The organism is Pseudomonas sp. TS_SC_3 (genome assembly GCF_056156225.1).
On sequence record NZ_CM149586.1, the window covers coordinates 3,514,616 to 3,537,214 of the forward strand.

The following is a 22,599-nucleotide window of genomic DNA, read 5'->3' on the forward strand; positions in this document are numbered from 1 at the left end:
CACCAGTGTGAAAGAAGCCTTTTGCACAAAAAATAGCCAGCTGCCTTTGAGGGTGTTCAACCGAGCCGGTTAATAAGTATTAAAAGAATGAATTTTTATAAAGCCTTGTTTTTATGTTTATTACTTAGCAATGACTTTTCTGTGGATAGATTGCTGCAGACCAACAAAATCAATGTGTACAGAGTTTTGAAAGGTTGTGTTAATCCTGCCATCAGCCTGTTTACTTGCCGTACGCAAGCTGTGGATTAAAGTGGTAGTTATCCACAGAGGTGTTTATCACCCGTTTTATCACCGGGTTATGCGCAGTGCTTAGGTAGGGTTTTCCACAGGGCTTAGAGGTGAAAATAAATGAATGGCTGGGCATGTTTAGCCCGTGCGGACGCCTACCGGATTGGCAATAAAGAATAATTTCAGACACGGGGCATGAAAGTGCTCAACACACTGCGCGGCACTATTGAAAACAAGGAGCGCTGAGATGCGCTGTAACCCGTCACGGATTTGGCTGAAATGACGGGCTACGTGGCGCGAGGATGAGTGTTAGCGGTGGATAAGATGGCCTACGGTGCTGCTGTGGGCAGCTGAAGACACTACTTTCCGATGCAGAAGCTGGAAAAGATCCGCCCCAGCAGGTCATCGGAACTGAAGGCTCCGGTGATTTCGCCCAGAGCCTGCTGAGCCATGCGCAGGTCTTCAGCGAGCAGTTCACCGGCTCCAGCGAGGGTCAGTTGTGCATGGCCATGCTCAAGATGAGTAGCGGCTTGGCGGAGTGCCTCTAGATGGCGTCTGCGCGCGCTGAAGCTGCTCTCTGAGGTCTGTTGATAACCCATGCAGGCTTTCAGGTGTTCACGCAGCAGGTCCAGCCCTTCAGTGGACTTAGCCGACAGGCTGATGGTGACGTGAGCGTCATTGCAGACTTCCAGGCCGATTGACTCACCAGACAGATCGGCCTTATTGCGAATCAGAGTGACCTTGGTCGGATCAGGACGCTGGTCGAGAAATTCTGGCCAGAGGGCAAAGGGGTCGTCGGCTTCTGGGGCTGTAGCATCGACCACCAGTAGAATCCGGTCGGCTTCGCCAATCGCTTTCAGCGCACGTTGCACACCGATACGCTCGACTTGATCCTCGGTGTCACGCAAGCCTGCGGTGTCTACGACGTGCAACGGCATACCATCGATGTGGATATGTTCACGCAGCACGTCACGGGTGGTGCCCGCGATCTCGGTGACAATGGCCGCCTCACGACCCGCCAACGCATTCAGCAGGCTGGATTTACCCGCGTTGGGCCGACCGGCGATCACTACAGTCATGCCATCGCGCAATAGCGCCCCTTGGCCGGCTTCGCGCAGCACACCTGTCAGATCGCTGCGCACACCGTCGAGCAAGTTGAGCACATGACCGTCAGCCAGGAAGTCGATTTCTTCTTCGGGAAAGTCGATGGCCGCTTCGACGTAGATGCGCAGGCTGATCAGGCGTTCGGTCAGGCCGTGCACGCGGCGCGAGAACTCACCTTGCAGCGAGCGTAGGGCATTGCTTGCGGCCTGCTCTGAGCTGGCTTCGATCAAGTCAGCAATGGCTTCAGCCTGGGCCAGGTCGAGTTTGTCATTGAGAAACGCGCGCTCACTGAACTCCCCCGGTCGCGCTAAACGTGCGCCGAGTTGTACACAGCGGCGCAACAGTAAATCGAGCACCACCGGCCCGCCGTGCCCCTGCAATTCCAGAACATCTTCGCCAGTAAAGGAGTTTGGACCAGGGAAATACAACGCCAGGCCTTCATCAATTACCTGTTCGTCACTGGCAACAAATGGCCCGTAATGGGCATAGCGGGGTTTCAATTCACGCTGGCAGATCGCCTGCGCCAATGTGCTCGCTAGCGGCCCGGAAACACGAACAATCCCCACGCCACCACGGCCTTGGGCGGTGGCAACGGCAGCAATGGTTTCAGCAACAGGTGGCATGCGGTTCTCCTGAATACGGCATAGCAAAACGCCCCTGAAAAGGGGCGTTTGTTACAGCTTAGAAGCCATCACAGCTAGGCGTCTGCCGCCTTGGTTGCGGCTTCGATCTTGCGGGTAATGTACCACTGCTGTGCGATCGACAAGACGTTGTTGACCACCCAGTACAGCACCAGACCCGCCGGGAACCAGAGGAAGAAGAAGGTGAAAATGATCGGCATCATTTTCAGTACCTTGGCTTGCATCGGGTCCGGCGGCGTCGGGTTGAGCTGCTGCTGGATAAACATGGTAGCGCCCATGATGATCGGCAGGATGAAGTAAGGATCTTTGATTGCCAGGTCAGTTATCCACAGCAACCAAGGTGCCTGGCGCATTTCTACGCTCTCCAGCAAGGTCCAGTAGAGCGCCAGGAATACCGGCATCTGTACCAAAATAGGCAAGCAACCACCCAGTGGGTTGATCTTCTCTTTTTTGTACAGCTCCATCATCGCTTGGGACATTTTTTGCCGATCATCACCAAACTGCTCTTTCAGCGCTGCCAGCTTAGGCGCTACAGCACGCATGCGCGCCATGGACTTGTAGCTGGCCGCAGACAGTGGGAAGAAAATCAACTTGATGATCAGCGTCAGCACGATGATCGACCAGCCCCAGTTACCCAACAGGCTGTGGATATGTTCCAGCAGCCAGAAAATCGGCTGCGCCAAGAACCACAACATGCCGTAATCGACAGTCAGTTCAAGACCAGGAGACAGGGTCTTCAGGTGGCCTTGTAGCTTCGGGCCGGCATACAGAATTGCACTGGTTTCAGCCTGAGCGCCGGGAGCAACCTGAATGGCCGGGCCGGTAAAGCCGACAATGTAGTTGCCCTGGCTGTCTTTACGGGTCTGTATTTGGTTAGTGCTGTCTTTGCTTGGAATCCAGGCAGTGACGAAGTAATGCTGTAGCCAGGCAACCCAGCCTCCTTGAACGGTTTCTTTGAAGGCTTGTTTGTCGATGTCTTTCATCGACACTTTTTTGTACGGTTCTTCCGGGGTCCACAGCGCACCGCCGAGGTAGGTCGCAGTGCCGGTGGCGGTTGTGGAGGACGGATCGTCGCTGCCATCACGCTTGAGCTGAGCAAACATGTTGCCGCTCCAAGCCTGAGTACTTTGGTTGTCGATCAGGTAGCTAACCGCAACCTGATAGGACGACGGGTCTACACAACCCGGTTTTTTCAGCTGTTGTTCTTTGGCCGAACATTCCGCGTTGAGGCCGCGCTTGAACGTGAAGCGCTTGATGTAATTAACACCATTTTCGCTGAGGGTGAGGTCAACCTGCAGCTGATCCTGGCCGTCAGCCAGTGCATAACTTTTTTGTGCAGTGCTCCACAGAGCACGGCCGCTGGATTTGTCCGGCGCATTGCTGCCGATTAAACCGCTTTGCGCCAGGTAAGTTCGCTCACCGCCGTTGTCGAACAGCTGGAATGGAACATCCGGACGGTCTTGGCGACGGGGGTATTGTGGTAACCGCAGTTGCACCACATCACCGCCGCGCGGATCGATGGCCAGATCCAGCACGTCGGTTTTCACCCGAATCAGCTCATCATTGGCAGCCGCAGGGGCGGCACTGATCGCACTCGGTTCGACGGCCGCTGCCGCGTTTGGAATATCGTCGCTGCTAGTTTGGGCAGCTGCAGCGGTATCCGGCAGGCTGGGTACAGTGCTGTTAGTCGCGGCAATTTCTGTCGGCAGGTGCGCTTGACCGTAGTCCTGGTTCCACTGGAGAACCATCATATAGGACACGATTGCCAGGGCGACGATCAGGATCGAGCGTTGAATATCCATGATTATTCGGCCATCGAAGAGGAACGGGAGGTTTTCGCGGGGGGAACCGGGTCGTAGCCACCGGGATTCCACGGGTGGCAGCGGCCCAACCGACGTAACGTCAGCCAGCCACCGCGCATGGCGCCATGATGTTCAATGGCTTCAAGCGCGTAGCAGGAACAGCTCGGGTAAAAGCGACAGTGGCTGGCCATCAAAGGGCTGATGGCATAGCGGTAGAACTGGATGGGAAGCAAAACCAGTTTACGCATGGGGACTGTCGTTCACCCCGGGTGTTGCAACGGCTTCCGGGCTTGGCTTACTGCGTTCGAGGCGTTTCCAGAGTTTGCCAAATTGGCGAGCCAATTCCGCATTTTCCAAATCACCAAGGCCTTTACGCGCCACCACCACAATGTCCCAACCCACCAAGTTGTCTTGGTTTAGGCGAAACGATTCGCGGATCTGGCGCTTCAGACGATTGCGCTCAACCGAGAGCTTGACGCTCTTCTTGCCGATCACTAACCCCAGACGGGGATGATCAAGCTCATTGTTGCGCGCCAGCAGCAGGACATTTTTGCCCGGAGCTTTGCCGTTAGGGGAGTCGAAGACTGCCTTGAATTGTCGGGGAGTTAGCAGACGCTTTTCCCGACTGAAGTCTCGACTCACCACAAGACCGAAATTTAAACGGCGAGACGCTTACGGCCTTTCGCGCGGCGACGCTGCAGAACAGCACGGCCGCTCTTGGTGGCCATACGGGCACGGAAACCGTGAGTGCGAGCGCGTTTGATAGTGCTGGGTTGGAAAGTACGTTTCATGATGCGGTACCTGGGTGGTCGACTACGGGCCGGAATGGCCCCCGTTTTAAGAGACCGGCGATTCTAGAGAAACCCGAGGGTTAGGTCAATTTCCAACCAGGCTTTTCCTGAATAAAGAAATATAAAGAAGAGAATATTTAAAGATTCTTTGTAATGTTAGTAACTATTAGCAAGACACTCACCTGTGGATAAGTAGTCATAGCCCATTAAAATAGGCGTGTTGAGCCAAGGGTAAGTCTGTCGAGAAGGCGTGCTGCAACTGTGCGGAAGCAGCGCATAAGCTGAGGATGAAATGCTGTTTTACCCACAGCAGGGTTTTCCACCGGTTTTTGACCTGTGTTATCCCATTAGCTTGGGTGTTGTTATCCACAGCCTTTATTCAGCGATACCCATCTGCGCCGGATCTGACTAACAGGTTGATTTTCCTTGCGCATGAGCACGCTTACATGTGGATAACTCAAGCCCTGCCCGCTACAATGGCGGCTGATTTTTGCCTTGCGCCTTTCGATTTAGGGGATATCCGTGTCTGTGGAACTTTGGCAGCAGTGCGTCGAGCTTTTGCGCGATGAGTTGCCTGCTCAGCAATTCAACACCTGGATCCGTCCACTGCAGGTCGAAGCCCAAGGCGACGAGCTTCGCGTTTATGCGCCAAACCGTTTTGTGCTCGATTGGGTGAATGAGAAGTACCTCAGTCGTTTGCTGGAGTTACTTGCCGAGCGGACCAATGGTTTAGCCCCAGCGCTTTCCTTATTAATAGGTAGCAAGCGTAGCTCCGCTCCCCGCGCCGCTTCGGTTAATACGCCGACTGCTAGTACACAGACAGCTGCTCCTAACGCGCCACCACCATCTTCCGTGGTAACGGCCGCAGCCAGTGTCATGCAGGCTGAACCTTCGCGCGCAAGTTTTGACCCCATGGCTGGCGCGGCCAGCCAGCAGGCGCCGGCGCGAACTGAACGTTCTGTGCAGGTTGAGGGTGGGCTTAAGCACACCAGTTACCTGAACCGCACCTTTACCTTTGATAACTTTGTCGAGGGTAAATCCAACCAGCTGGCCCGCGCAGCGGCCTGGCAGGTGGCAGACAATCCCAAGCACGGTTACAACCCGCTGTTCCTTTATGGCGGCGTGGGCTTAGGTAAGACTCACCTGATGCATGCGGTGGGTAACCATCTACTGGCGAAGAATCCGAATGCCAAGGTGGTGTACCTGCATTCCGAGCGCTTTGTCGCGGACATGGTCAAGGCCTTGCAGTTGAACGCCATCAACGAGTTCAAGCGCTTCTACCGTTCGGTGGATGCACTGCTGATCGATGACATTCAATTCTTCGCCAAGAAAGAGCGTTCCCAGGAAGAGTTCTTCCACACCTTCAACGCCCTACTTGAAGGTGGCCAGCAGGTGATTCTCACCAGCGATCGTTACCCGAAAGAAATCGAAGGCCTTGAAGAACGTCTCAAGTCACGGTTCGGCTGGGGCCTGACGGTAGCCGTCGAGCCGCCTGAGCTGGAAACCCGCGTGGCGATTCTGATGAAGAAGGCCGATCAGGCCAAAGTTGACTTGCCGCATGACGCTGCCTTCTTTATTGCTCAGCGCATCCGCTCTAACGTGCGTGAGCTCGAGGGCGCGTTGAAGCGTGTCATCGCTCACTCGCACTTCATGGGCCGTGACATTACCATCGAGCTGATCCGCGAATCGCTCAAGGACCTACTGGCCCTGCAGGATAAGCTGGTCAGCATCGACAATATTCAGCGTACGGTCGCCGAGTACTACAAGATCAAGATCTCCGATCTGCTGTCCAAACGCCGCTCGCGTTCGGTTGCGCGACCGCGTCAGGTGGCCATGGCTTTGTCGAAAGAGCTGACCAACCACAGCCTCCCGGAAATTGGGGATGCCTTCGGCGGTCGCGACCACACAACGGTATTGCATGCATGCCGTAAGATTGCTGAACTCAAGGAATCCGATGCGGATATCCGTGAAGACTACAAAAATTTGCTGCGTACGCTGACAACCTAACTACGCAACTCCACTAGGCAAGGGACTAGACCATGCATTTCACCATTCAACGCGAAGCCTTGTTGAAACCTCTGCAACTGGTCGCCGGCGTCGTGGAACGCCGTCAGACCTTGCCGGTTCTTTCTAACGTGCTGCTGGTGGTCGAAGGCCAACAGCTGTCGCTGACCGGTACCGACCTTGAAGTCGAACTGGTTGGTCGCGTTACTCTCGAAGAACCTGCGCAGCCCGGTGAAATCACTGTACCGGCGCGCAAGCTGATGGATATCTGCAAAAGCCTGCCGGCTGACGCCTTAATCGATATCCGTATCGATGAGCAGAAGCTGCTGGTCAAAGCTGGCCGCAGCCGCTTCAGTCTGTCCACCCTGCCCGCCAATGATTTCCCCACTGTGGAAGAAGGCCCAGGCTCGCTGACCTTTAGCCTGGTGCAAAGCAGGCTGCGTCGCTTGATCGAACGCACCAGCTTTGCCATGGCGCAGCAGGACGTGCGTTATTACCTCAACGGTATGCTGCTGGAAGTACAGACCGGTATCCTTCGCGCGGTTGCCACCGACGGTCATCGTCTGGCTATGTGTTCGATGGAAGCGGCGATCGAGCAGGTTGAGCGCCACCAGGTCATCGTGCCGCGCAAAGGTATTCTCGAGCTGGCTCGTTTGCTCACCGAGCAGGACGGTAGCGTCAGCATCGTTCTCGGTCAGCACCATATCCGCGCCACCACTGGAGAGTTCACCTTCACCTCGAAACTGGTCGACGGCAAATTCCCGGATTACGAGCGTGTATTGCCGCGCGGTGGTGACAAGTTGGTGGTGGCTGATCGTCAGGGCCTGCGTGAAGCGTTCAGCCGCACCGCGATTCTGTCTAACGAGAAGTACCGCGGTATTCGCCTGCAACTGGAGTCCGGTCTGCTGAAAATTCAGGCCAACAACCCCGAGCAGGAAGAAGCAGAAGAAGAGATTGCCGTGGACTACACCGGCAGCTCGCTGGAAATCGGTTTTAACGTCAGCTATCTGCTCGATGTACTGAGCGTGATGACCACCGAGCAAGTGCGTCTGATTCTTTCTGATGCCAACAGCAGTGCACTGGTGCAGGAAGCTGACAACGACGATTCCTCTTATGTCGTCATGCCGATGCGTCTGTAATCGCTGAATGTCCCTTACTCGCTTGACCGTCACCGCGGTGCGTAATCTGCACCCGGTGACTCTCTCCCCCTCCCCGCGTATCAATATTCTTTCCGGTGACAATGGCAGCGGCAAAACCAGCCTGCTCGAAGCCATTCATCTATTGGGTTTAGCTCGCTCCTTTCGCAGCACTCGCCTGCTTCCGGTTATTCAATACGATCAACTCGCCTGTACGATTTTCGGGCAGGTGCAAATGTCGGATGGTCGGCAGAGTAATCTGGGGATCTCGCGGGACCGTCAGGGTGAGTTTCAGATTCGTATCGATGGTCAGAATGCGCGCAGTGCGGCGCAACTGGCTGAAACTCTACCTTTGCAACTGATCAACCCAGACAGTTTCCGCCTCCTTGAAGGCGCGCCAAAGATTCGTAGGCAGTTTCTCGATTGGGGCGTGTTCCACGTGGAACCTCGGTTTCTGCCGGCCTGGCAGCGCCTGCAGAAGGCCCTGCGTCAGCGGAACTCATGGCTGCGGCATGGTACACTTGACGCCGCTTCGCAGGCGGCCTGGGACCGAGAGTTGTGCCTGGCCAGCGACGAAATTGACGGTTATCGGCGTGCCTATATTCAGGCCCTGAAACCGGTTTTCGAGCGTACCCTGAATGAACTGGTTGAGTTGCAAGGTCTAACCCTTAGTTACTATCGAGGGTGGGATAAGGAACGTGAGCTCAATACCGTGCTTGCTTCTACTCTACTCCGCGATCAGCAATTGGGTCACACCCAGGCTGGCCCGCAGCGCGCCGATTTAAGGCTTCGCTTGGGCGCGCACAATGCTGCCGAGATACTCTCACGCGGCCAACAGAAATTAGTTGTATGTGCCCTGCGCATTGCTCAGGGCCACTTAGTTAATCAGGCCAAGCACGGCCAATGTATCTATCTGGTGGATGACTTGCCGTCAGAGCTGGATGAACAGCATCGTCGTGCATTGTGTCGGTTGTTAGAAGATTTGCACTGCCAGGTATTTATCACCTGTGTAGACCATGAATTGTTGAGGGAAGGCTGGCGCACGGATACGCCAGTTGCCATGTTCCACGTGGAACATGGTGGCATTACCCAGACCCACGACCACCGGGAGTGAAGGCATGAGCGAAAACCAAACGTACGACTCCAATAACATTAAGGTCCTTAAGGGCCTGGATGCCGTACGCAAGCGGCCTGGTATGTACATCGGCGATACCGACGATGGCAGCGGTCTGCATCACATGGTATTCGAGGTGGTCGACAACTCGATTGACGAGGCGTTGGCAGGGCACTGCAGCGAGATCACCATCACCATCCACCCGGATGAGTCGATCAGTGTGCGCGATAACGGGCGTGGTATTCCTGTGGATATCCACAAGGAAGAAGGCGTCTCTGCGGCCGAAGTGATCATGACTGTACTGCACGCAGGCGGTAAGTTTGACGACAACAGCTACAAGGTTTCCGGTGGTCTGCACGGCGTGGGCGTCTCCGTGGTTAACGCCCTGTCCAAGGAACTGATCCTGACCATCCGCCGTAGCGGCAAGATCTGGGAGCAGACTTACATCCATGGCGTGCCTCAAGCACCGATCGCAGCAGTGGGCGATAGCGATGTCACCGGTACGCAGATCCACTTCAAGCCGTCCGAAGACACCTTTGCCAATATCCATTTCAGTTGGGATATTTTGGCCAAGCGCCTGCGCGAATTGTCGTTCCTCAACTCCGGTGTGGGCATTCTTCTGAAGGATGAGCGCAGCGGTAAAGAGGAGCTGTTCAAATATGAAGGCGGGCTGCGTGCCTTCGTTGAGTACCTCAACCTCAATAAGACAGCCGTCAATCAGGTGTTCCATTTCACCGTTCAGCGTGAAGATGGCATCGGCGTTGAAGTTGCGTTGCAGTGGAATGACAGCTTCAACGAGAACCTGTTGTGCTTCACCAACAACATTCCTCAGCGCGACGGTGGCACTCACCTCGCGGGTTTCCGTTCTGCGCTGACACGTAACCTGAATACCTATATTGAGCAGGAAGGCCTGGCCAAGAAGCACAAGATTGCCACCACCGGTGATGATGCTCGCGAAGGCTTAACCGCTATTATTTCGGTAAAAGTACCGGACCCTAAATTCAGCTCGCAGACTAAAGACAAGCTGGTTTCCAGCGAAGTGAAAACGGCAGTTGAGCAGGAAATGGGTAAGTACTTCTCCGACTTCCTGTTGGAAAATCCCAACGAAGCCAAGCTCGTCGTCGGCAAGATGATTGATGCCGCGCGTGCCCGTGAAGCCGCACGTAAAGCGCGCGAGATGACTCGTCGTAAGGGCGCTCTAGACATCGCCGGTTTGCCAGGCAAGTTGGCTGACTGCCAAGAGAAAGACCCTGCCCTTTCCGAACTCTATATCGTGGAAGGGGACTCCGCGGGCGGCTCTGCCAAACAGGGCCGTAACCGCAAGACCCAGGCGATCCTGCCGCTTAAGGGCAAGATCCTCAACGTCGAGAAAGCCCGCTTCGACAAGATGATTTCCTCCCAGGAAGTCGGCACCCTGATCACGGCCCTGGGTTGTGGTATTGGCCGCGATGAATACAACATCGATAAGCTGCGCTACCACAACATCATCATCATGACCGACGCCGACGTCGACGGCTCGCACATCCGTACGCTGTTGCTAACCTTCTTCTTCCGTCAGTTGCCAGAGTTGGTTGAGCGCGGCTACATCTATATCGCCCAACCGCCACTGTATAAAGTGAAGAAGGGTAAACAAGAGCAGTACATCAAAGACGATGAGGCCATGGAGGAATACATGACCCAGTCGGCTCTTGAAGATGCCAGCCTGCACGTTAACGAAAGTGCGCCCGGCCTTTCTGGCGCTGCGCTAGAAACCCTGGTTAACGATTACCGTCTGGTAATGAAGACCCTCAACCGCTTATCGCGTTTGTACCCGTTGGAGCTTACCGAGCACTTCGTTTACATCCCGCGCGTAGAAGCCGAGCAGTTAGCCGATAAAGCCGCGATGGAGCAATGGTTGGGCTTGCTTGATACGCGTCTGAAAGGCATGGAAAAGTCGGGGTTGGTTTACAAAACCAGCCTGCATGAAGATCAGGAGCGCCACGTCTGGTTGCCGCAGGTTGAGTTGGTCTCCCATGGCGTTTCCAGTTACATCATCTTCAACCGCGACTTCTTTGCCAGCAACGATTACAAGACCGTTACCACCCTTGGCGATCAGCTCAACAGCCTATTGGAAGACGGTGCCTATGTGCAGCGCGGTGAGCGTAAGAAGGCCGTAACCACCTTCAAGGATGCACTGGCCTGGCTGATGGCAGAAAGCACTAAACGCCACAGCATTCAGCGCTATAAAGGTCTCGGTGAAATGAACCCGGATCAACTCTGGGAAACCACCATGGACCCAGAAGTACGCCGCATGCTCAAGGTGCGTATCGAAGACGCGATCGCGGCCGATCAAATCTTCAACACCCTAATGGGTGATGCTGTTGAACCGCGTAGAGAATTTATTGAGACCAACGCGCTGGCCGTGTCCAACCTCGACTTCTAACGGTTGAATGAACGGCTGCTAATTCGCCCTTAGCATCCACATAAAGCCCCTGCCGATTAACGTCAGCAGGGGCTTTTTTGTTTCACGTGGAACATCACAGTGACATGTATGCCGGCAGATTTAATCGACAAAAAAGCCGGCGCAGAGGCCGGCTTGAAGGGGGCTAGAAAAACTTATGCACGAAATGGGGTAAGTTGGTCCTTCTTGAAAAAGGGTTATGGATCATTACCTTGGACAGCTTTGTGGCACTCGGCCGGTATTTCGTGCACAGGTTATCCACAATTACGCTAGGCCGGTTCGTGGGCTTCCAGCGGTTGGCTCTGCACATCCAGCGAGCCGATATCGCGTTGCGCCTGGCAAACCCAGGCAAAGGCGCGCTCGTTGAGCTCGGCGATGGCGCGTGGGCCTGTGCCTTCGGCGTACATGGGGGGGCCGATAATTACCTGGACGGTGCCTGGGGTTTTGCGCCAGCCCTGCTTGGGCCAGAACTCACCAGCGTTATGGGCAATTGGCAGCACCGGTAGATTGGCATTCACCGCGAGGGATGCGCCGCCACGGCTGAACTTGCCGATCTGGCCTGGTGGAATGCGTGTGCCTTCCGGGAATACCAGCACCCAGGCGCCCTGCCCTAAGCGTTTGTGGCCGAGTTTTGCCAACTGCTTGAGGGCTGCCTTCGGGTTGCTGCGGTCAATCGCGATGGGCTTGAGCATGGCCATCGCCCAGCCGAAGAACGGTACGTACAGCAGCTCGCGCTTGACCACCTGGCTTAGCGGTTCGAAGTAGCCGCAGAGGAAGAAGGTTTCCCAGGTGCTTTGGTGTTTGGCGAGAATCACACAGGGCTGCTCGGGGATATTTTCCAGGCCCTTGATCTCGTAATTGATGCCGACCACTGTTTTGGCCAGCCAGGTGGCGCAGCGACACCAGTTCTGCACAACGAAGCGGTAGCGCGCGCGAAACGGCAGAAAGGGAGCGACGAAGACGCTGAGGGTACACCAGAGAAAGGCGCTGGAAGCCAGCAGCAGATAGAAGAGGAAGGTTCTGAAAGTCTGCACTGTCGACATAAGAGCTTTACCGTCGCAGGCAGGGCCTGCTCTATAGGTGGAGAAGCTGATCGGCAACCGCCGCCAGATCATCGAATATCAGGGTGCCCGCTGGTAATCCTTGCGCCAGGGTACGCTCACCCTTGCCGGTTTTTACTAAAACAGGCTGACAGTCGACGGTTTGCGCCGCCGTCAGGTCACCGATGCTGTCACCGACAAACCAGATACCGTTCAGTGAAACGCCATAGTAGGCAGCAATCTGCTGGAGCATCCCAGGTTTCGGTTTGCGGCAGCTGCAGCCTTCATCCGGGCTGTGGATGCAGTGCACAATTAGGCCCAGCTCACCGCCCTGCTGCGCCACCAGTTGGCGCAGTCGCGCGTGCATGGCTTCCAGCATGGTCAGGTCGTAATAACCGCGAGCAACCCCGGATTGGTTGGTGGCGACGGCGACCGTCCAGCCGGCTTGCGACAGGCGTGCAATGGCCTCAATGGCGCCGGGTAACGGAATCCATTCATTGAGGTTTTTGATGTAGGCGTCGGAGTCGTAATTGATGACACCGTCGCGGTCGAGAATCAGCAGTTTCATGCGTTAATCCGTAACCGGCTGGCGGTGATAGCCGCCAGTCGGTAAAGGTAATGATGGGCTGTGCGCAGCCCATCAGGCTCGCGGCAGGCTTTAGCCGAGTACCGAGATATCCGCCACGCCGAGGAACAAACCACGCAGCTTGGCCAGCAAGGCGTAGCGATTGGCGCGCACGTTGGCATCTTCAGCGTTAACCAGCACAGCCTCAAAGAAAGCATCTACGGGCTCACGAAGGTTCGCCAGCTGCGCTAAGGCCATGCTGTATTGGCGTGACTGAGCGAGCGGCTGTACCGCGTGCTCGGCCTGCTGGATGGCAGCGTTGAGGGCGAACTCGCTAGGGCTGTCGAAGTGATGCGCTTCGACATTGGCTGCGACCTGCCCTTCGGCTTTGCTCAGCAGGTTGGATACACGCTTGTTCGCTGCTGCCAGCGCTGCTGCCTGTGGCAGTGCACGGAAGACCTGTACGGCTTGCACACGCTGGTCAAAATCCAGCGGCGAGGTCGGGCTGACGGCACGCACGGCCTGGTAGACGGCCACTTCAATGCCTTCGTCTTCATAACGCGCGCGTAGGCGGTCGAAGATAAAGTCCTGCACCTGCGGAGCCAGGCCGTCGGCCTTGATCTTGTCGCCGAACTGGCCGATGGCAAAGCCGACGGCTTCAACCAGATCCAGGTCCAGCTGCTTCTCGATCAGAATGCGCAGCACGCCGAGGGCGGCACGACGCAGGGCGTAGGGGTCTTTGCTGCCGGTGGGCAGCATGCCGATACCGAAGATGCCGACCAGCGTATCCAACTTGTCAGCCAGGGCCACGGCGGCACCGGTCAGGGTGCTTGGCAGCTCGGCGCCAGCGCCGCGCGGCATGTACTGCTCGTTCAGCGCAAGGGCGATGTCTTCAGCTTCGCCGTCGTGCTTGGCGTAGTAGTAACCGGCGATGCCTTGCATTTCCGGGAACTCACCGACCATCTCGCTGGCCAGGTCGCATTTGCACAGCAGGCCTGCCCGCTCTGCGCGGGTGGCATTGCCACCGATGCGTTGGGCGATAAAACCAGCCAGGGCGGAGACGCGCTGAGCTTTATCAAACACCGAACCGAGTTGGGCCTGGAACACCACATTGGCCAAACGCTGGTTGAAGCTTTCAAGCTTCTGCTTTTTGTCCTGCTTGAAGAAGAACTCGGCGTCGGTCAGACGCGGACGCACCACTTTCTCGTTGCCGGCGATGATCTGCGCCGGGTCCTTGCTCTCAATGTTGGCCACAGTGATAAAGCGCGGCAGCAACTTGCCATTGCCATCGAGCAGGCAGAAGTACTTCTGGTTGTCCTGCATGGTGGTGATCAGTGCTTCTTGCGGTACTTCAAGGAAACGCTCCTCAAAGGAACACACCAGCGGCACTGGCCATTCAACCAAGGCGCTGACTTCATCCAGCAGCGCCGGCGGTACGATAGCGCTGCCCTGCTGTTCGGCGGCGAGTTGGTCAACACGGGCAGCGATCTGTGCGCGGCGCTCGGCGAAGTCGGCAATCACATAAGCGCTGCGCAGGTCTTCGGCGTAGTTGGCCGGCGCGGTGATGCGCACTTCATGGTTGGCATGGAAGCGGTGGCCACGGGACACGCGACCGGCCTGCTGGGCGAGGATTTCGCAGTCGATCACTTCGTCACCAAACAGCATCACCAGCCATTGGCTCGGGCGAACGAATTCGGTTTTGCGTGCACCCCAGCGCATGCGCTTGGGGATCGGCAGTTCGTTCAGCGAGGTTTCTACGATAGCCGGCAACAGGCCAGCCGCAGCCTGGCCCGGAATGCTCTGGCTGAATTTCAGCTTGGGGCCGCTCTGGTCGATCTGGCTCAACTCAACGCCACACTTCTTGGCGAAGCCCAGCGCGGCTTGAGTCGGGTTGCCGTCCTTGTCGAACGCCGCTTGTACGGGCGGGCCATCAATGTTCTGGGTGCGATCAGCCTGCTGTTCTTCAAGCTGTTCAATCAGCACGGCCAAACGACGCGGCGCCGCGTAAAAGCGACTGGCGCGGTAAGACAGGCCCGCACTTTTCAGGCCTTTTTCAATACCCGCCAGGAAGGCTTCGCCAAGGGTTTTCAGGGCTTTGGGTGGCAGCTCTTCGGTGCCCAGTTCTACCAGGAAATCACGGGTACTCATTCTGCTGCCTCCAGCTTGGCCAATACTTCGTCACGCAGGTCGGGGGCGGCGAGCGGGAAGCCCAGCTTGCGCCGCGCTTGCAGGTAGCTCTGCGCCACCGAACGGGCCAGGGCGCGTACGCGCAGGATGTACTGCTGACGGGCGGTCACCGAAATAGCCCGGCGTGCATCCAGCAGGTTGAAGGTGTGCGAGGCCTTGAGCACCATCTCGTAGGTCGGCAGTGGCAACTCCAGCTCGATCAGGCGGTTGGCTTCTGACTCGTAGAAGTCGAACAGCTCGAACAGTTTTTCGACGTTGGCGTGTTCGAAGTTGTAGGTCGATTGCTCCACTTCGTTCTGATGGAACACGTCGCCGTAGGTGACTTTGCCGAACTGGCCGTCGGTCCACACCAGGTCGTAGACCGAGTCGACACCCTGGATGTACATGGCCAAACGTTCCAGGCCGTAGGTGATTTCGCCGGTTACCGGGTAGCACTCGATGCCGCCCACTTGCTGGAAGTAGGTGAACTGGGTGACTTCCATGCCGTTCAGCCAGATTTCCCAACCCAGCCCCCAGGCGCCGAGCGTCGGCGATTCCCAGTTGTCTTCGACAAAGCGAATATCGTGCACCAGCGGGTCGATGCCGATGGCTTTCAACGAGCCCAAGTACAGCTCCTGAAAGTTCTCCGGGTTGGGCTTGAGCACCACTTGAAACTGATAGTAATGCTGCAGACGGTTAGGGTTTTCACCGTAGCGACCATCAGCCGGTCGACGGGAAGGCTGCACATAGGCGGCGTTCCAAGTCTCAGGGCCTATAGCGCGGAGGAAGGTGGCGGTGTGGAAAGTGCCTGCGCCCATTTCCATATCGTAGGGCTGCATGACTACGCAGCCCTGCTCGGCCCAATACTGTTGCAGGGCGAGGATCAAATCTTGGAAGGTGCGCACGGCAGGCGTAGTCTGGCTCACAAATTTCACCCGTACTTTGGCGGCTTCAGAAAGTCCGCGAGTATACCGAAGCTCAGGGAAACCCGCATGCCACGCTGCTTCTGGTGCACCGACGATCCGTTGTATATCGCTTACCACGATCATGAATGGGGCGTGCCGCAACGCGACGCTCAGGCGCTATTCGAGTTGTTGTTGCTGGAGGGATTTCAGGCAGGGCTGTCGTGGATCACCGTGCTGAAAAAGCGGCAACGCTACCGTGAGGTGCTGTTCGGTTTTGATGCACAACGTTTGGCGGCGCTTACCGACGACTACATCGAAGGCACCCTGATGCAGGATGCCGGGATTATCCGCAACCGCCTCAAGCTAAAAGCTGTGCGGCAAAACGCTCAAGCCTGGCTAAAACTGGAAGACCCGGTAGCGCTGCTTTGGTCGTTTGTGGGCGGCGTACCGAAGATCAATCATTTCAGCGAGCGTAGTCAGGTGCCAGCGGTTACGGCGGAGGCCGAAGCGATGAGCAAGGCGCTGAAAAAGGCCGGCTTCACCTTTGTCGGCCCGACCATCTGTTATGCCTATATGCAGGCCAGCGGCATGGTTATGGACCACACCAGCGACTGCGAGCGCTATAACGCGCTGAGCGGGTAGTGTGAGTGAAACTTATCCACAGTGCAGGCCACTACTTGGTGTGTTTAATGCCGCCGGTCTGCTGCCGCTTCTTTGCAGCGGCTCAGGCCTTGATCGGTTTGACGGCTGAGAGGCTTGTGGGCATCAGCGAACCCTGACTGCGCCGAGGAGGCTACAATAGTCGCCTCTTTGTTTTCAGGAGTTGCCTGTGGAAAAGCTCAAAGGTGCCTTAGTGGTGGGCTTCTTGCGGTTGTTCGCCCTGCTACCTTGGCGGGCGGTACAGGCGGTGGGCGCAGCCATTGGCTGGTTGATGTGGAAGCTGCCGAACGGCTCACGCAACGTGGCCAGCATCAACCTGCGCAAGTGCTTTCCCGAACTGGATGAAGCCGCGCACCAACGCTTGCTGCGGCAATCACTGATGGATATCGGCAGAACCTTGACCGAAAGCGCCTGTGCCTGGATCTGGCCCGCGCAGAAATCCATCAACTTGGTGCGCGAAGTCGAAGGCCTGGATGTGCTCAAGGACGCCCTGGCCAGCGGCAAAGGCGTGGTCGGCATCACCAGCCATTTGGGTAACTGGGAAGTGCTGAACCACTTCTACTGTGCGCAGTGCAAACCAATCATTTTCTTCCGGCCGCCCAAGCTCAAGGCGGTGGATGATCTGCTGCGCGAACAACGCGTACAAATGGGTAATCGGGTTGCACCATCGACCAAGGAAGGCATCCTCAGCGTGATCAAGGAGGTGCGTAAAGGCGGTGCGGTGGGTATTCCGGCTGACCCTGAGCCAAGCCTATCCTCCGGGGTCTTTGTGCCTTTCTTAGGGACCGAGGCACTGACCAGTAAGTTTGTTGCCGGCATGTTGAGCGGCGGCAAGGCGCGCGGGGTGTTTTTGCATGCCCTGCGCCTGCCGGACGGCTCGGGCTTCAAGGTGATTCTTGAGGCGGCACCCGAGGAGATGTACAGCACCGATACGGCAACGGCGGTTGCGGCAATGAGCAAGGTTATTGAGCGTTATGTACGCACCTACCCAAGCCAGTACATGTGGAGCATGAAGCGCTTCAAGAAGCGCCCTGCCGGTGAGGCTAAGTGGTACTGACGCCAGCCCTTGCGGGCTAGGTGCGCTCTCGACTAGGCTGCTGACACTCACCTAAATGGACGCCGTATGAGTAATAGCCGAAAGAATGTGCGCACCCCGCTTAAGGTGCGCCTGCGTATCGACCACCCAGTGCACGGTGAGATGCTCGTTACCACCCGGGATATTTCTGAATGCGGCGTGTATGTGCTGATGGACCAAGCGCAAAACATGCTGACCATGGGCGAACACGTGCAGGGACAAGTTCAGGGTCTGCCGATGGAAGCGCCGATTTTGATGCTGGAAGTGGTGCGTGTTGAGGCGCTGGGCGTCGGCCTGCGGTTTATGCAGGCCGAGTCTGAGTAGACGGCGTTATGGTGTTATCGCGCCGGTTTATCCAAGCGCTTGAGAAACACCCTGATCTCCTTGCCGGCCTGCTTGTCACCCTTCCCTTCTGCTACCTCTAAGCCCTGTAACCAGGCTGCTCGCGCCTCATCGCTGAGCCCTTGCTTATTCAGCGCCTGGCCAAGCAGCTTCCAGGCTGCAGAATACTGCGGGTCGAACCGCACGCAATGCTCTAAGTGCTGCGCTGCTCGGGCGAACTCAGCCGCATCCAGATAGCCCTTGCCCAGGCCGAAGCGCAGCAGGGCATTGTCCATGCCCTTGGCCAGCATTTTTTCCAGAGCTTCTGTGCTCATGGGCGACTCCTAGAAGAAGGTCAGGCCAACCTGGAACAAGCGCTCGGCATCGCGGATGTACTTCTTGTCGACCAGAAACAGAATCACATGGTCACCGGACTCAATGACCGTGGCGTCATGCGCAATCAGGACTTCTTCGTTGTGGATAATGGCACCGATGGTGGTGCCAGGCGGCAGGTCGATATCCTTGATCGCGCGGCCAACCACCTTGCTCGATTTGGCATCACCGTGAGCAATCATCTCGATGGCTTCGGCAGCACCGCGGCGCAAGCTGTGCACGCTTTCAATATCACCACGGCGCACGTGGGTCAGCAGGGTGCCGATAGTGGCCAGCTGCGGGCTGATGGCGATGTCGATTTCGCCGCCTTGGACCAAATCCACATAAGCCGGGTTGTTGATGATGGTCATTACTTTGCGCGCGCCCAGGCGCTTGGCCAACAAGGACGACATGATGTTGGCTTCATCATCATTGGTCAGGGCCAGGAACAGGTCAGCGTCGCTGATATTTTCTTCCACCAGCAGGTCGCGGTCCGAGGCGCTGCCCTGTAGCACGATGGTGCTGTCTAGGGTTTCTGAGAGGTAGCGGCAGCGTGCCGGGTTCATCTCGATGATCTTCACCTGGTAACGGCTTTCGATGGCTTCGGCCAAGCGCTCGCCAATATGCCCACCGCCGGCAATGACGATTTTCTTGTAGCTGTCTTCCATGCGGCGCATTTCGCTCATCACCGCGCGGATGTGTGCCTTGGCAGCAATAAAAAACACTTCGTCATCAGCTTCGATGATGGTGTCGCCCTGCGGCATGATTGCCCGGTTACGGCGGAAAATAGCTGCCACGCGGGTATCAACATTCGGCATGTGCTCGCGCAGTTGGCGCAACTGCTGGCCGACCAGCGGGCCGCCGTAGTAGGCCTTAACCGCCACCAGCTGGGCTTTGCCTTCGGCGAAGTCGATCACCTGCAAGGCGCCGGGGTATTCGATCAGGCGCTTGATGTAGTTGGTGACCACCTGTTCGGGGCTGATCAGCACATCGACCGGGATCGACTCGTTGCTGAACAAACCGCTACGCGTCAGGTAAGCCGCCTCGCGCACGCGGGCAATTTTGGTCGGGGTGTGGAACAGGCTGTAGGCCACCTGGCAAGCGATCATGTTGATCTCATCGCTGTTGGTCACCGCCACCAGCATGTCGGCATCGTCCGCCCCGGCCTGACGCAGCACCGTGGGGAATGAGCCGCGGCCTTGCACGGTGCGGATGTCCAGGCGGTCACCGAGGTCACGCAGGCGTTCGCCGTCGGTGTCGACCACGGTGATGTCGTTCGCTTCGCTGGCCAGGTGTTCCGCCAGCGTGCCGCCAACCTGGCCCGCACCGAGAATGATGATCTTCATGCAGTCTGTTCCTCAGCCGCGCGGAGCGGCAGCGATTTTAATCAGCTTGGCATAGTAAAAGCCGTCGTGGCCGTCGACTTGCGGGAAGAGTTGGCGACCGTGAGCGGTTTTATGGCCGAACGCACCGGCAATATCCAGCTCGCGGGCGCCCGGCGTGCGTGCGAGGAAGGCGGCGATGTTCTCGCTGTTCTCCGCCGGCATCACCGAGCAGGTGGCGTAGAGCAGGATGCCGCCGACTTCCAGGGTTTGCCACAGGCTATCCAGCAGTTCGCCCTGCAGCTTGGCCAGTGCGGGAATGTCATCGGCCTGACGGGTCAGTTTGATATCCGGGTGACGGCGAATTACCCCGGTGGCTGAGCAGGGGGCGTCGAGCAGGATGCGCTGGAACGGTTTGCCGTCCCACCAGGCGGCCAGGTCACGACCATCGGCGGCGATTAGCTCGGCAGTCAGGCCCAGGCGCTTGAGGTTTTCGCGTACGCGCACCAGGCGTTTTTCTTCCAGATCCACCGCCACCACGCCGCCCAGTGCGGGCTCGGCTTCGAGCAGGTGACAGGTCTTGCCGCCGGGCGCGGCGCAGGCGTCCAGCACCCGTTGGCCGGGGGCCAGATCAAGCAGTTCTGCCGCCAGCTGCGCCGCTTCGTCCTGCACGCTAACGCGGCCTTCGGCAAAGCCCGGCAGGGTGGTGACATCACAGGCCTGCAGCAGGCGGATACCGTCACGGCTAAAGGTGCTTGGCTCTGCCTCAAAGCCCACGCGGCGCAGCTCGGCCAGGTAGTCATCACGGCTGCCGAGGCGGCGGTTGACCCGCAGAATCAGCGGCGGGTGGGCGTTGTTGGCCGCGCAGATGGCTTCCCACTGTTCTGGCCACTGGGCTTTCAGCGCCTTCTGCAACCAGCGTGGATGAGCGGTGTGCAGCACCGGGTCACGATCCAGCTCAGCCAGCAGCGTCTCATGTTCACGCTGGGCATTGCGCAGTACGGCATTGAGCAGGCCCTTGAGCGAAGGCTTCTTCAGCTTGTCGACGCAGGCCACCGTCTCGCCGATGGCGGCGTGCGCCGGAATGCGCGTGTAGAACAGCTGATACAGGCCGATCAGCAGCAACGCCTCGACATCACGGTCGACGGCTTTGAACGGTTTTTGCAGCAGTTTGTCGGCGATCAAGGCCAGGCGCGGTTGCCAGCGGGCCGTACCAAAAGCCAGGTCCTGGGCCAAACCTCGGTCGCGCGGCTCGACCTTATCCAGCAGCGGCGGCAGGCTACTGCCCAGCGAGGCTTTGCCATTGAGTACGACCGCCAGGGCGCGGGCGGCGGCGAGACGCGGGTTCATTGGCATGCCCTCATCACGACAGCACCAGGCCGGGGGCGAACTGCTCGCGGCGGCTGTTGTAAAGGTCACTGAAGTTCAGCGCCTTGCCGCCGGGCAACTGCAGGCGCGTCAGGCGCAGCGCGCCTTCGCCGCAGGCCATGGTCAGGCCGGTTTTATCGGCAGCGAGGATGGTCCCTGCGGCCCCACTGCCTTCGCCCAGCTCAGCACCGTGCACCTTAAGTGCCTCACCATTTAGCGTGCTGTGGCAGATGGGCCAGGGATGGAACGCGCGCACGAGGCGCTCCAGCTCAAGGGCTGGACGGTTCCAGTCAATCCGCGCTTCCTCTTTGTTCAGCTTGTGGGCGTAAGTGGCCAGGCTGTCGTCCTGTACTTCACCCTTGAGCGTGCCGTCGGCCAGGCCGCTAATCGCGTTGATTACCGCCTGCGGGCCGAGTGTGGCGAGGCGATCATGCAGGCTGCCGCCGGTGTCTTCGGCAGAAATAGGCGTGCTGACCTTGAGCAGCATCGGCCCGGTATCCAGACCAGCTTCCATCTGCATCACGGTCACGCCGCTTTCAGCATCGCCCGCTTCCACTGCGCGCTGAATCGGTGCGGCACCGCGCCAGCGCGGCAGCAAGGAGGCGTGACTGTTGATACAGCCCAAACGCGGAATATCGAGTACCACCTGCGGCAGGATCAAGCCGTACGCCACCACCACCATCAGGTCAGGTTTGAGCGCGGCCAGTTCGGCTTGTGCCGCGGGATCGCGCAGTGTCTGCGGCTGGTACACAGGAATTTCATGCTGCACGGCGAGCTGCTTGACCGGGCTGGGGGTGAGTTTCTGGCCACGGCCGGCTGGACGATCCGGTTGGCTGTACACGGCAATGATCTGGTGTGGCGTGTCGAGCAAGGCCTTGAGGTGTTCGGCGGCAAATTCCGGGGTGCCGGCAAAGACAATACGCAAAGACTCAGACATGGGTTCTCACTGCTAGAAAGAAAAAGGCTTGCCGTAGCAAGCCTTTGAAAGGTGTGGCTCAAGCCTGCTGGCGGTGTTGCTTTTCCAGCTTCTTCTTGATGCGGTCGCGTTTGAGATTAGACAGGTAGTCGACAAACAACTTGCCGTTGAGGTGGTCGCATTCGTGCTGGATACACACGGCCAGCAGGCCTTCGGCGATCAGCTCATAGGGCTTGCCGTCGCGGTCCAGGGCCTTGATTTTGACCTTTTGCGGGCGGTCGACGTTTTCGTAGAAACCCGGCACGGACAGGCAACCTTCCTGGTACTGATCCACTTCGTCGGTCAGTGCTTCGAACTCGGGGTTGATAAACACCCGTGGGTCGGACTTGTCCTCGGACAGGTCCATCACCACCACGCGTTTATGTACGTTGACCTGGGTCGCCGCAAGGCCGATCCCTGGGGCGTCATACATGGTTTCAAACATGTCATCGATCAGCTGACGCAAGGCGTCATCGACTTTATCCACCGGCTTGGCGATGGTGCGCAGGCGCGGATCGGGAAATTCGAGGATATTCAGAATGGCCATATGCGTTTGTGATGCACTTGTGGAATAAAGTCAAAATCCGCTG

21 protein-coding genes are annotated in these 22,599 nt (G+C 57.6%); 7 read left to right on the top strand and 14 right to left on the bottom strand.

Annotated elements, in window-relative coordinates; all coding sequences use genetic code 11:
* Positions 1-587: 587 nt before the first annotated feature.
* The 5 genes from mnmE to rpmH form a co-directional block, all read right to left on the bottom strand.
* A complete protein-coding gene (gene mnmE / locus AC0J6G_RS16525; protein ID WP_475249556.1) occupies positions 588-1,955 on the bottom strand; it encodes a tRNA uridine-5-carboxymethylaminomethyl(34) synthesis GTPase MnmE in 1,368 nt (455 codons plus the stop codon).
* A gap of 74 nt (positions 1,956-2,029) precedes the next feature.
* Entirely contained in the window at positions 2,030-3,775 is a 1,746-nt protein-coding gene (gene yidC, locus AC0J6G_RS16530) for a membrane protein insertase YidC (protein WP_475249558.1), read from the bottom strand.
* 2 nt (positions 3,776-3,777) lie between these two features.
* On the bottom strand, positions 3,778-4,023 hold the full coding sequence (yidD, locus tag AC0J6G_RS16535) for a membrane protein insertion efficiency factor YidD (protein WP_475249560.1): 246 nt from the start codon (positions 4,021-4,023) through the stop codon (positions 3,778-3,780).
* Complete coding sequence (gene rnpA / locus AC0J6G_RS16540) at positions 4,016-4,420, bottom strand: ribonuclease P protein component (RefSeq protein ID WP_475249562.1); 405 nt, start codon at positions 4,418-4,420, stop codon at positions 4,016-4,018. Before rnpA ends, yidD begins: the two co-directional genes overlap by 8 nt.
* Before the next feature lie 11 nt (positions 4,421-4,431).
* Entirely contained in the window at positions 4,432-4,566 is a 135-nt protein-coding gene (gene rpmH, locus AC0J6G_RS16545; protein WP_090240950.1) for a 50S ribosomal protein L34, read from the bottom strand.
* Positions 4,567-5,088: 522 nt separating this feature from the next.
* On the opposite strand from rpmH, the gene dnaA reads away from it, so the two are divergent.
* The 4 genes from dnaA to gyrB are packed head-to-tail and all read left to right on the top strand — an operon-like array spanning position 5,089 to position 11,242.
* A complete protein-coding gene (gene dnaA, locus AC0J6G_RS16550; RefSeq protein ID WP_475249564.1) occupies positions 5,089-6,573 on the top strand; it encodes a chromosomal replication initiator protein DnaA in 1,485 nt (494 codons plus the stop codon).
* Positions 6,574-6,605: 32 nt separating this feature from the next.
* On the top strand, positions 6,606-7,709 hold the full coding sequence (gene dnaN / locus AC0J6G_RS16555; protein WP_475249566.1) for a DNA polymerase III subunit beta: 1,104 nt from the start codon (positions 6,606-6,608) through the stop codon (positions 7,707-7,709).
* A 7-nt stretch (positions 7,710-7,716) separates the two neighbouring features.
* On the top strand, positions 7,717-8,820 hold the full coding sequence (gene recF / locus AC0J6G_RS16560) for a DNA replication/repair protein RecF (RefSeq protein ID WP_475249568.1): 1,104 nt from the start codon (positions 7,717-7,719) through the stop codon (positions 8,818-8,820).
* 4 nt (positions 8,821-8,824) lie between these two features.
* Entirely contained in the window at positions 8,825-11,242 is a 2,418-nt protein-coding gene (gene gyrB / locus AC0J6G_RS16565; protein ID WP_475249570.1) for a DNA topoisomerase (ATP-hydrolyzing) subunit B, read from the top strand.
* Between the two features lie 287 nt (positions 11,243-11,529).
* Here gyrB and AC0J6G_RS16570 read toward each other — a convergent pair whose 3' ends face one another.
* The 4 genes from AC0J6G_RS16570 to glyQ all read right to left on the bottom strand — a co-directional run bounded on the left by AC0J6G_RS16570 (position 11,530) and on the right by glyQ (position 15,957).
* On the bottom strand, positions 11,530-12,303 hold the full coding sequence (locus AC0J6G_RS16570; RefSeq protein ID WP_475249572.1) for a lysophospholipid acyltransferase family protein: 774 nt from the start codon (positions 12,301-12,303) through the stop codon (positions 11,530-11,532).
* A 31-nt stretch (positions 12,304-12,334) separates the two neighbouring features.
* Complete coding sequence (gene gmhB / locus AC0J6G_RS16575) at positions 12,335-12,868, bottom strand: D-glycero-beta-D-manno-heptose 1,7-bisphosphate 7-phosphatase (protein ID WP_475249574.1); 534 nt, start codon at positions 12,866-12,868, stop codon at positions 12,335-12,337.
* Positions 12,869-12,958: 90 nt separating this feature from the next.
* Positions 12,959-15,013 (bottom strand): glycine--tRNA ligase subunit beta, encoded by a 2,055-nt coding sequence (gene glyS / locus AC0J6G_RS16580; protein ID WP_475249576.1) that lies wholly within the window; start codon positions 15,011-15,013, stop codon positions 12,959-12,961.
* Positions 15,010-15,957, bottom strand: coding sequence for a glycine--tRNA ligase subunit alpha (gene glyQ / locus AC0J6G_RS16585; RefSeq protein ID WP_090240920.1), 948 nt, complete (start codon positions 15,955-15,957; stop codon positions 15,010-15,012). The genes glyS and glyQ overlap by 4 nt, the downstream gene beginning before the upstream one ends.
* A 66-nt stretch (positions 15,958-16,023) precedes the next feature.
* Between glyQ and AC0J6G_RS16590 the strand changes: the two genes are divergently transcribed.
* The 3 genes from AC0J6G_RS16590 to AC0J6G_RS16600 all read left to right on the top strand — a co-directional run bounded on the left by AC0J6G_RS16590 (position 16,024) and on the right by AC0J6G_RS16600 (position 17,995).
* The gene (locus AC0J6G_RS16590) at positions 16,024-16,578 is read left to right on the top strand and encodes a DNA-3-methyladenine glycosylase I (protein ID WP_475249579.1); all 555 of its coding nucleotides are present in this window, start codon (positions 16,024-16,026) and stop codon (positions 16,576-16,578) included.
* A gap of 187 nt (positions 16,579-16,765) precedes the next feature.
* Positions 16,766-17,653, top strand: a complete 888-nt coding sequence (locus AC0J6G_RS16595) for a lysophospholipid acyltransferase (protein ID WP_475249581.1) — start codon at positions 16,766-16,768, stop codon at positions 17,651-17,653.
* Positions 17,654-17,719: 66 nt separating this feature from the next.
* Positions 17,720-17,995 carry a PilZ domain-containing protein gene (locus tag AC0J6G_RS16600; RefSeq protein WP_475249583.1) on the top strand — a complete coding sequence of 92 codons (276 nt, stop codon included), beginning with the start codon at positions 17,720-17,722 and terminating at the stop codon, positions 17,993-17,995.
* A gap of 14 nt (positions 17,996-18,009) precedes the next feature.
* On the opposite strand, the gene AC0J6G_RS16605 is transcribed toward AC0J6G_RS16600, so the two are convergent.
* Genes AC0J6G_RS16605 through def form a run of 5 tightly spaced genes read right to left on the bottom strand, consistent with a single transcriptional unit; the run spans position 18,010 to position 22,556 of the window.
* Positions 18,010-18,327 (bottom strand): tetratricopeptide repeat protein, encoded by a 318-nt coding sequence (locus tag AC0J6G_RS16605; protein ID WP_475249585.1) that lies wholly within the window; start codon positions 18,325-18,327, stop codon positions 18,010-18,012.
* A gap of 9 nt (positions 18,328-18,336) precedes the next feature.
* A complete protein-coding gene (trkA, locus tag AC0J6G_RS16610; protein ID WP_475249587.1) occupies positions 18,337-19,710 on the bottom strand; it encodes a Trk system potassium transporter TrkA in 1,374 nt (457 codons plus the stop codon).
* 12 nt (positions 19,711-19,722) lie between these two features.
* A complete protein-coding gene (gene rsmB / locus AC0J6G_RS16615; RefSeq protein WP_475249589.1) occupies positions 19,723-21,036 on the bottom strand; it encodes a 16S rRNA (cytosine(967)-C(5))-methyltransferase RsmB in 1,314 nt (437 codons plus the stop codon).
* Positions 21,037-21,049: 13 nt separating this feature from the next.
* A complete protein-coding gene (gene fmt, locus AC0J6G_RS16620) occupies positions 21,050-21,991 on the bottom strand; it encodes a methionyl-tRNA formyltransferase (RefSeq protein WP_475249591.1) in 942 nt (313 codons plus the stop codon).
* A 58-nt stretch (positions 21,992-22,049) separates the two neighbouring features.
* Complete coding sequence (gene def, locus AC0J6G_RS16625; protein WP_475249593.1) at positions 22,050-22,556, bottom strand: peptide deformylase; 507 nt, start codon at positions 22,554-22,556, stop codon at positions 22,050-22,052.
* Positions 22,557-22,599: the final 43 nt, after the last annotated feature.

Excerpts from the sequence above, each read along its gene's own strand:
- mnmE (WP_475249556.1), bottom strand. The coding sequence starts at position 1,955 with ATGCCACCTGTTGCTGAAACCATTGCTGCCGTTGCCACCGCCCAAGGC.
- yidC (WP_475249558.1), bottom strand. The coding sequence starts at position 3,775 with ATGGATATTCAACGCTCGATCCTGATCGTCGCCCTGGCAATCGTGTCC.
- yidD (WP_475249560.1), bottom strand. The coding sequence starts at position 4,023 with ATGCGTAAACTGGTTTTGCTTCCCATCCAGTTCTACCGCTATGCCATC.
- rpmH (WP_090240950.1), bottom strand. The coding sequence starts at position 4,566 with ATGAAACGTACTTTCCAACCCAGCACTATCAAACGCGCTCGCACTCAC.
- dnaN (WP_475249566.1), top strand. The coding sequence starts at position 6,606 with ATGCATTTCACCATTCAACGCGAAGCCTTGTTGAAACCTCTGCAACTG.
- recF (WP_475249568.1), top strand. The coding sequence starts at position 7,717 with ATGTCCCTTACTCGCTTGACCGTCACCGCGGTGCGTAATCTGCACCCG.
- gyrB (WP_475249570.1), top strand. The coding sequence starts at position 8,825 with ATGAGCGAAAACCAAACGTACGACTCCAATAACATTAAGGTCCTTAAG.
- AC0J6G_RS16570 (WP_475249572.1), bottom strand. The coding sequence starts at position 12,303 with ATGTCGACAGTGCAGACTTTCAGAACCTTCCTCTTCTATCTGCTGCTG.
- gmhB (WP_475249574.1), bottom strand. The coding sequence starts at position 12,868 with ATGAAACTGCTGATTCTCGACCGCGACGGTGTCATCAATTACGACTCC.
- glyS (WP_475249576.1), bottom strand. The coding sequence starts at position 15,013 with ATGAGTACCCGTGATTTCCTGGTAGAACTGGGCACCGAAGAGCTGCCA.
- AC0J6G_RS16590 (WP_475249579.1), top strand. The coding sequence starts at position 16,024 with ATGCCACGCTGCTTCTGGTGCACCGACGATCCGTTGTATATCGCTTAC.
- AC0J6G_RS16600 (WP_475249583.1), top strand. The coding sequence starts at position 17,720 with ATGAGTAATAGCCGAAAGAATGTGCGCACCCCGCTTAAGGTGCGCCTG.
- AC0J6G_RS16605 (WP_475249585.1), bottom strand. The coding sequence starts at position 18,327 with ATGAGCACAGAAGCTCTGGAAAAAATGCTGGCCAAGGGCATGGACAAT.
- trkA (WP_475249587.1), bottom strand. The coding sequence starts at position 19,710 with ATGAAGATCATCATTCTCGGTGCGGGCCAGGTTGGCGGCACGCTGGCG.
- rsmB (WP_475249589.1), bottom strand. The coding sequence starts at position 21,036 with ATGAACCCGCGTCTCGCCGCCGCCCGCGCCCTGGCGGTCGTACTCAAT.
- fmt (WP_475249591.1), bottom strand. The coding sequence starts at position 21,991 with ATGTCTGAGTCTTTGCGTATTGTCTTTGCCGGCACCCCGGAATTTGCC.
- def (WP_475249593.1), bottom strand. The coding sequence starts at position 22,556 with ATGGCCATTCTGAATATCCTCGAATTTCCCGATCCGCGCCTGCGCACC.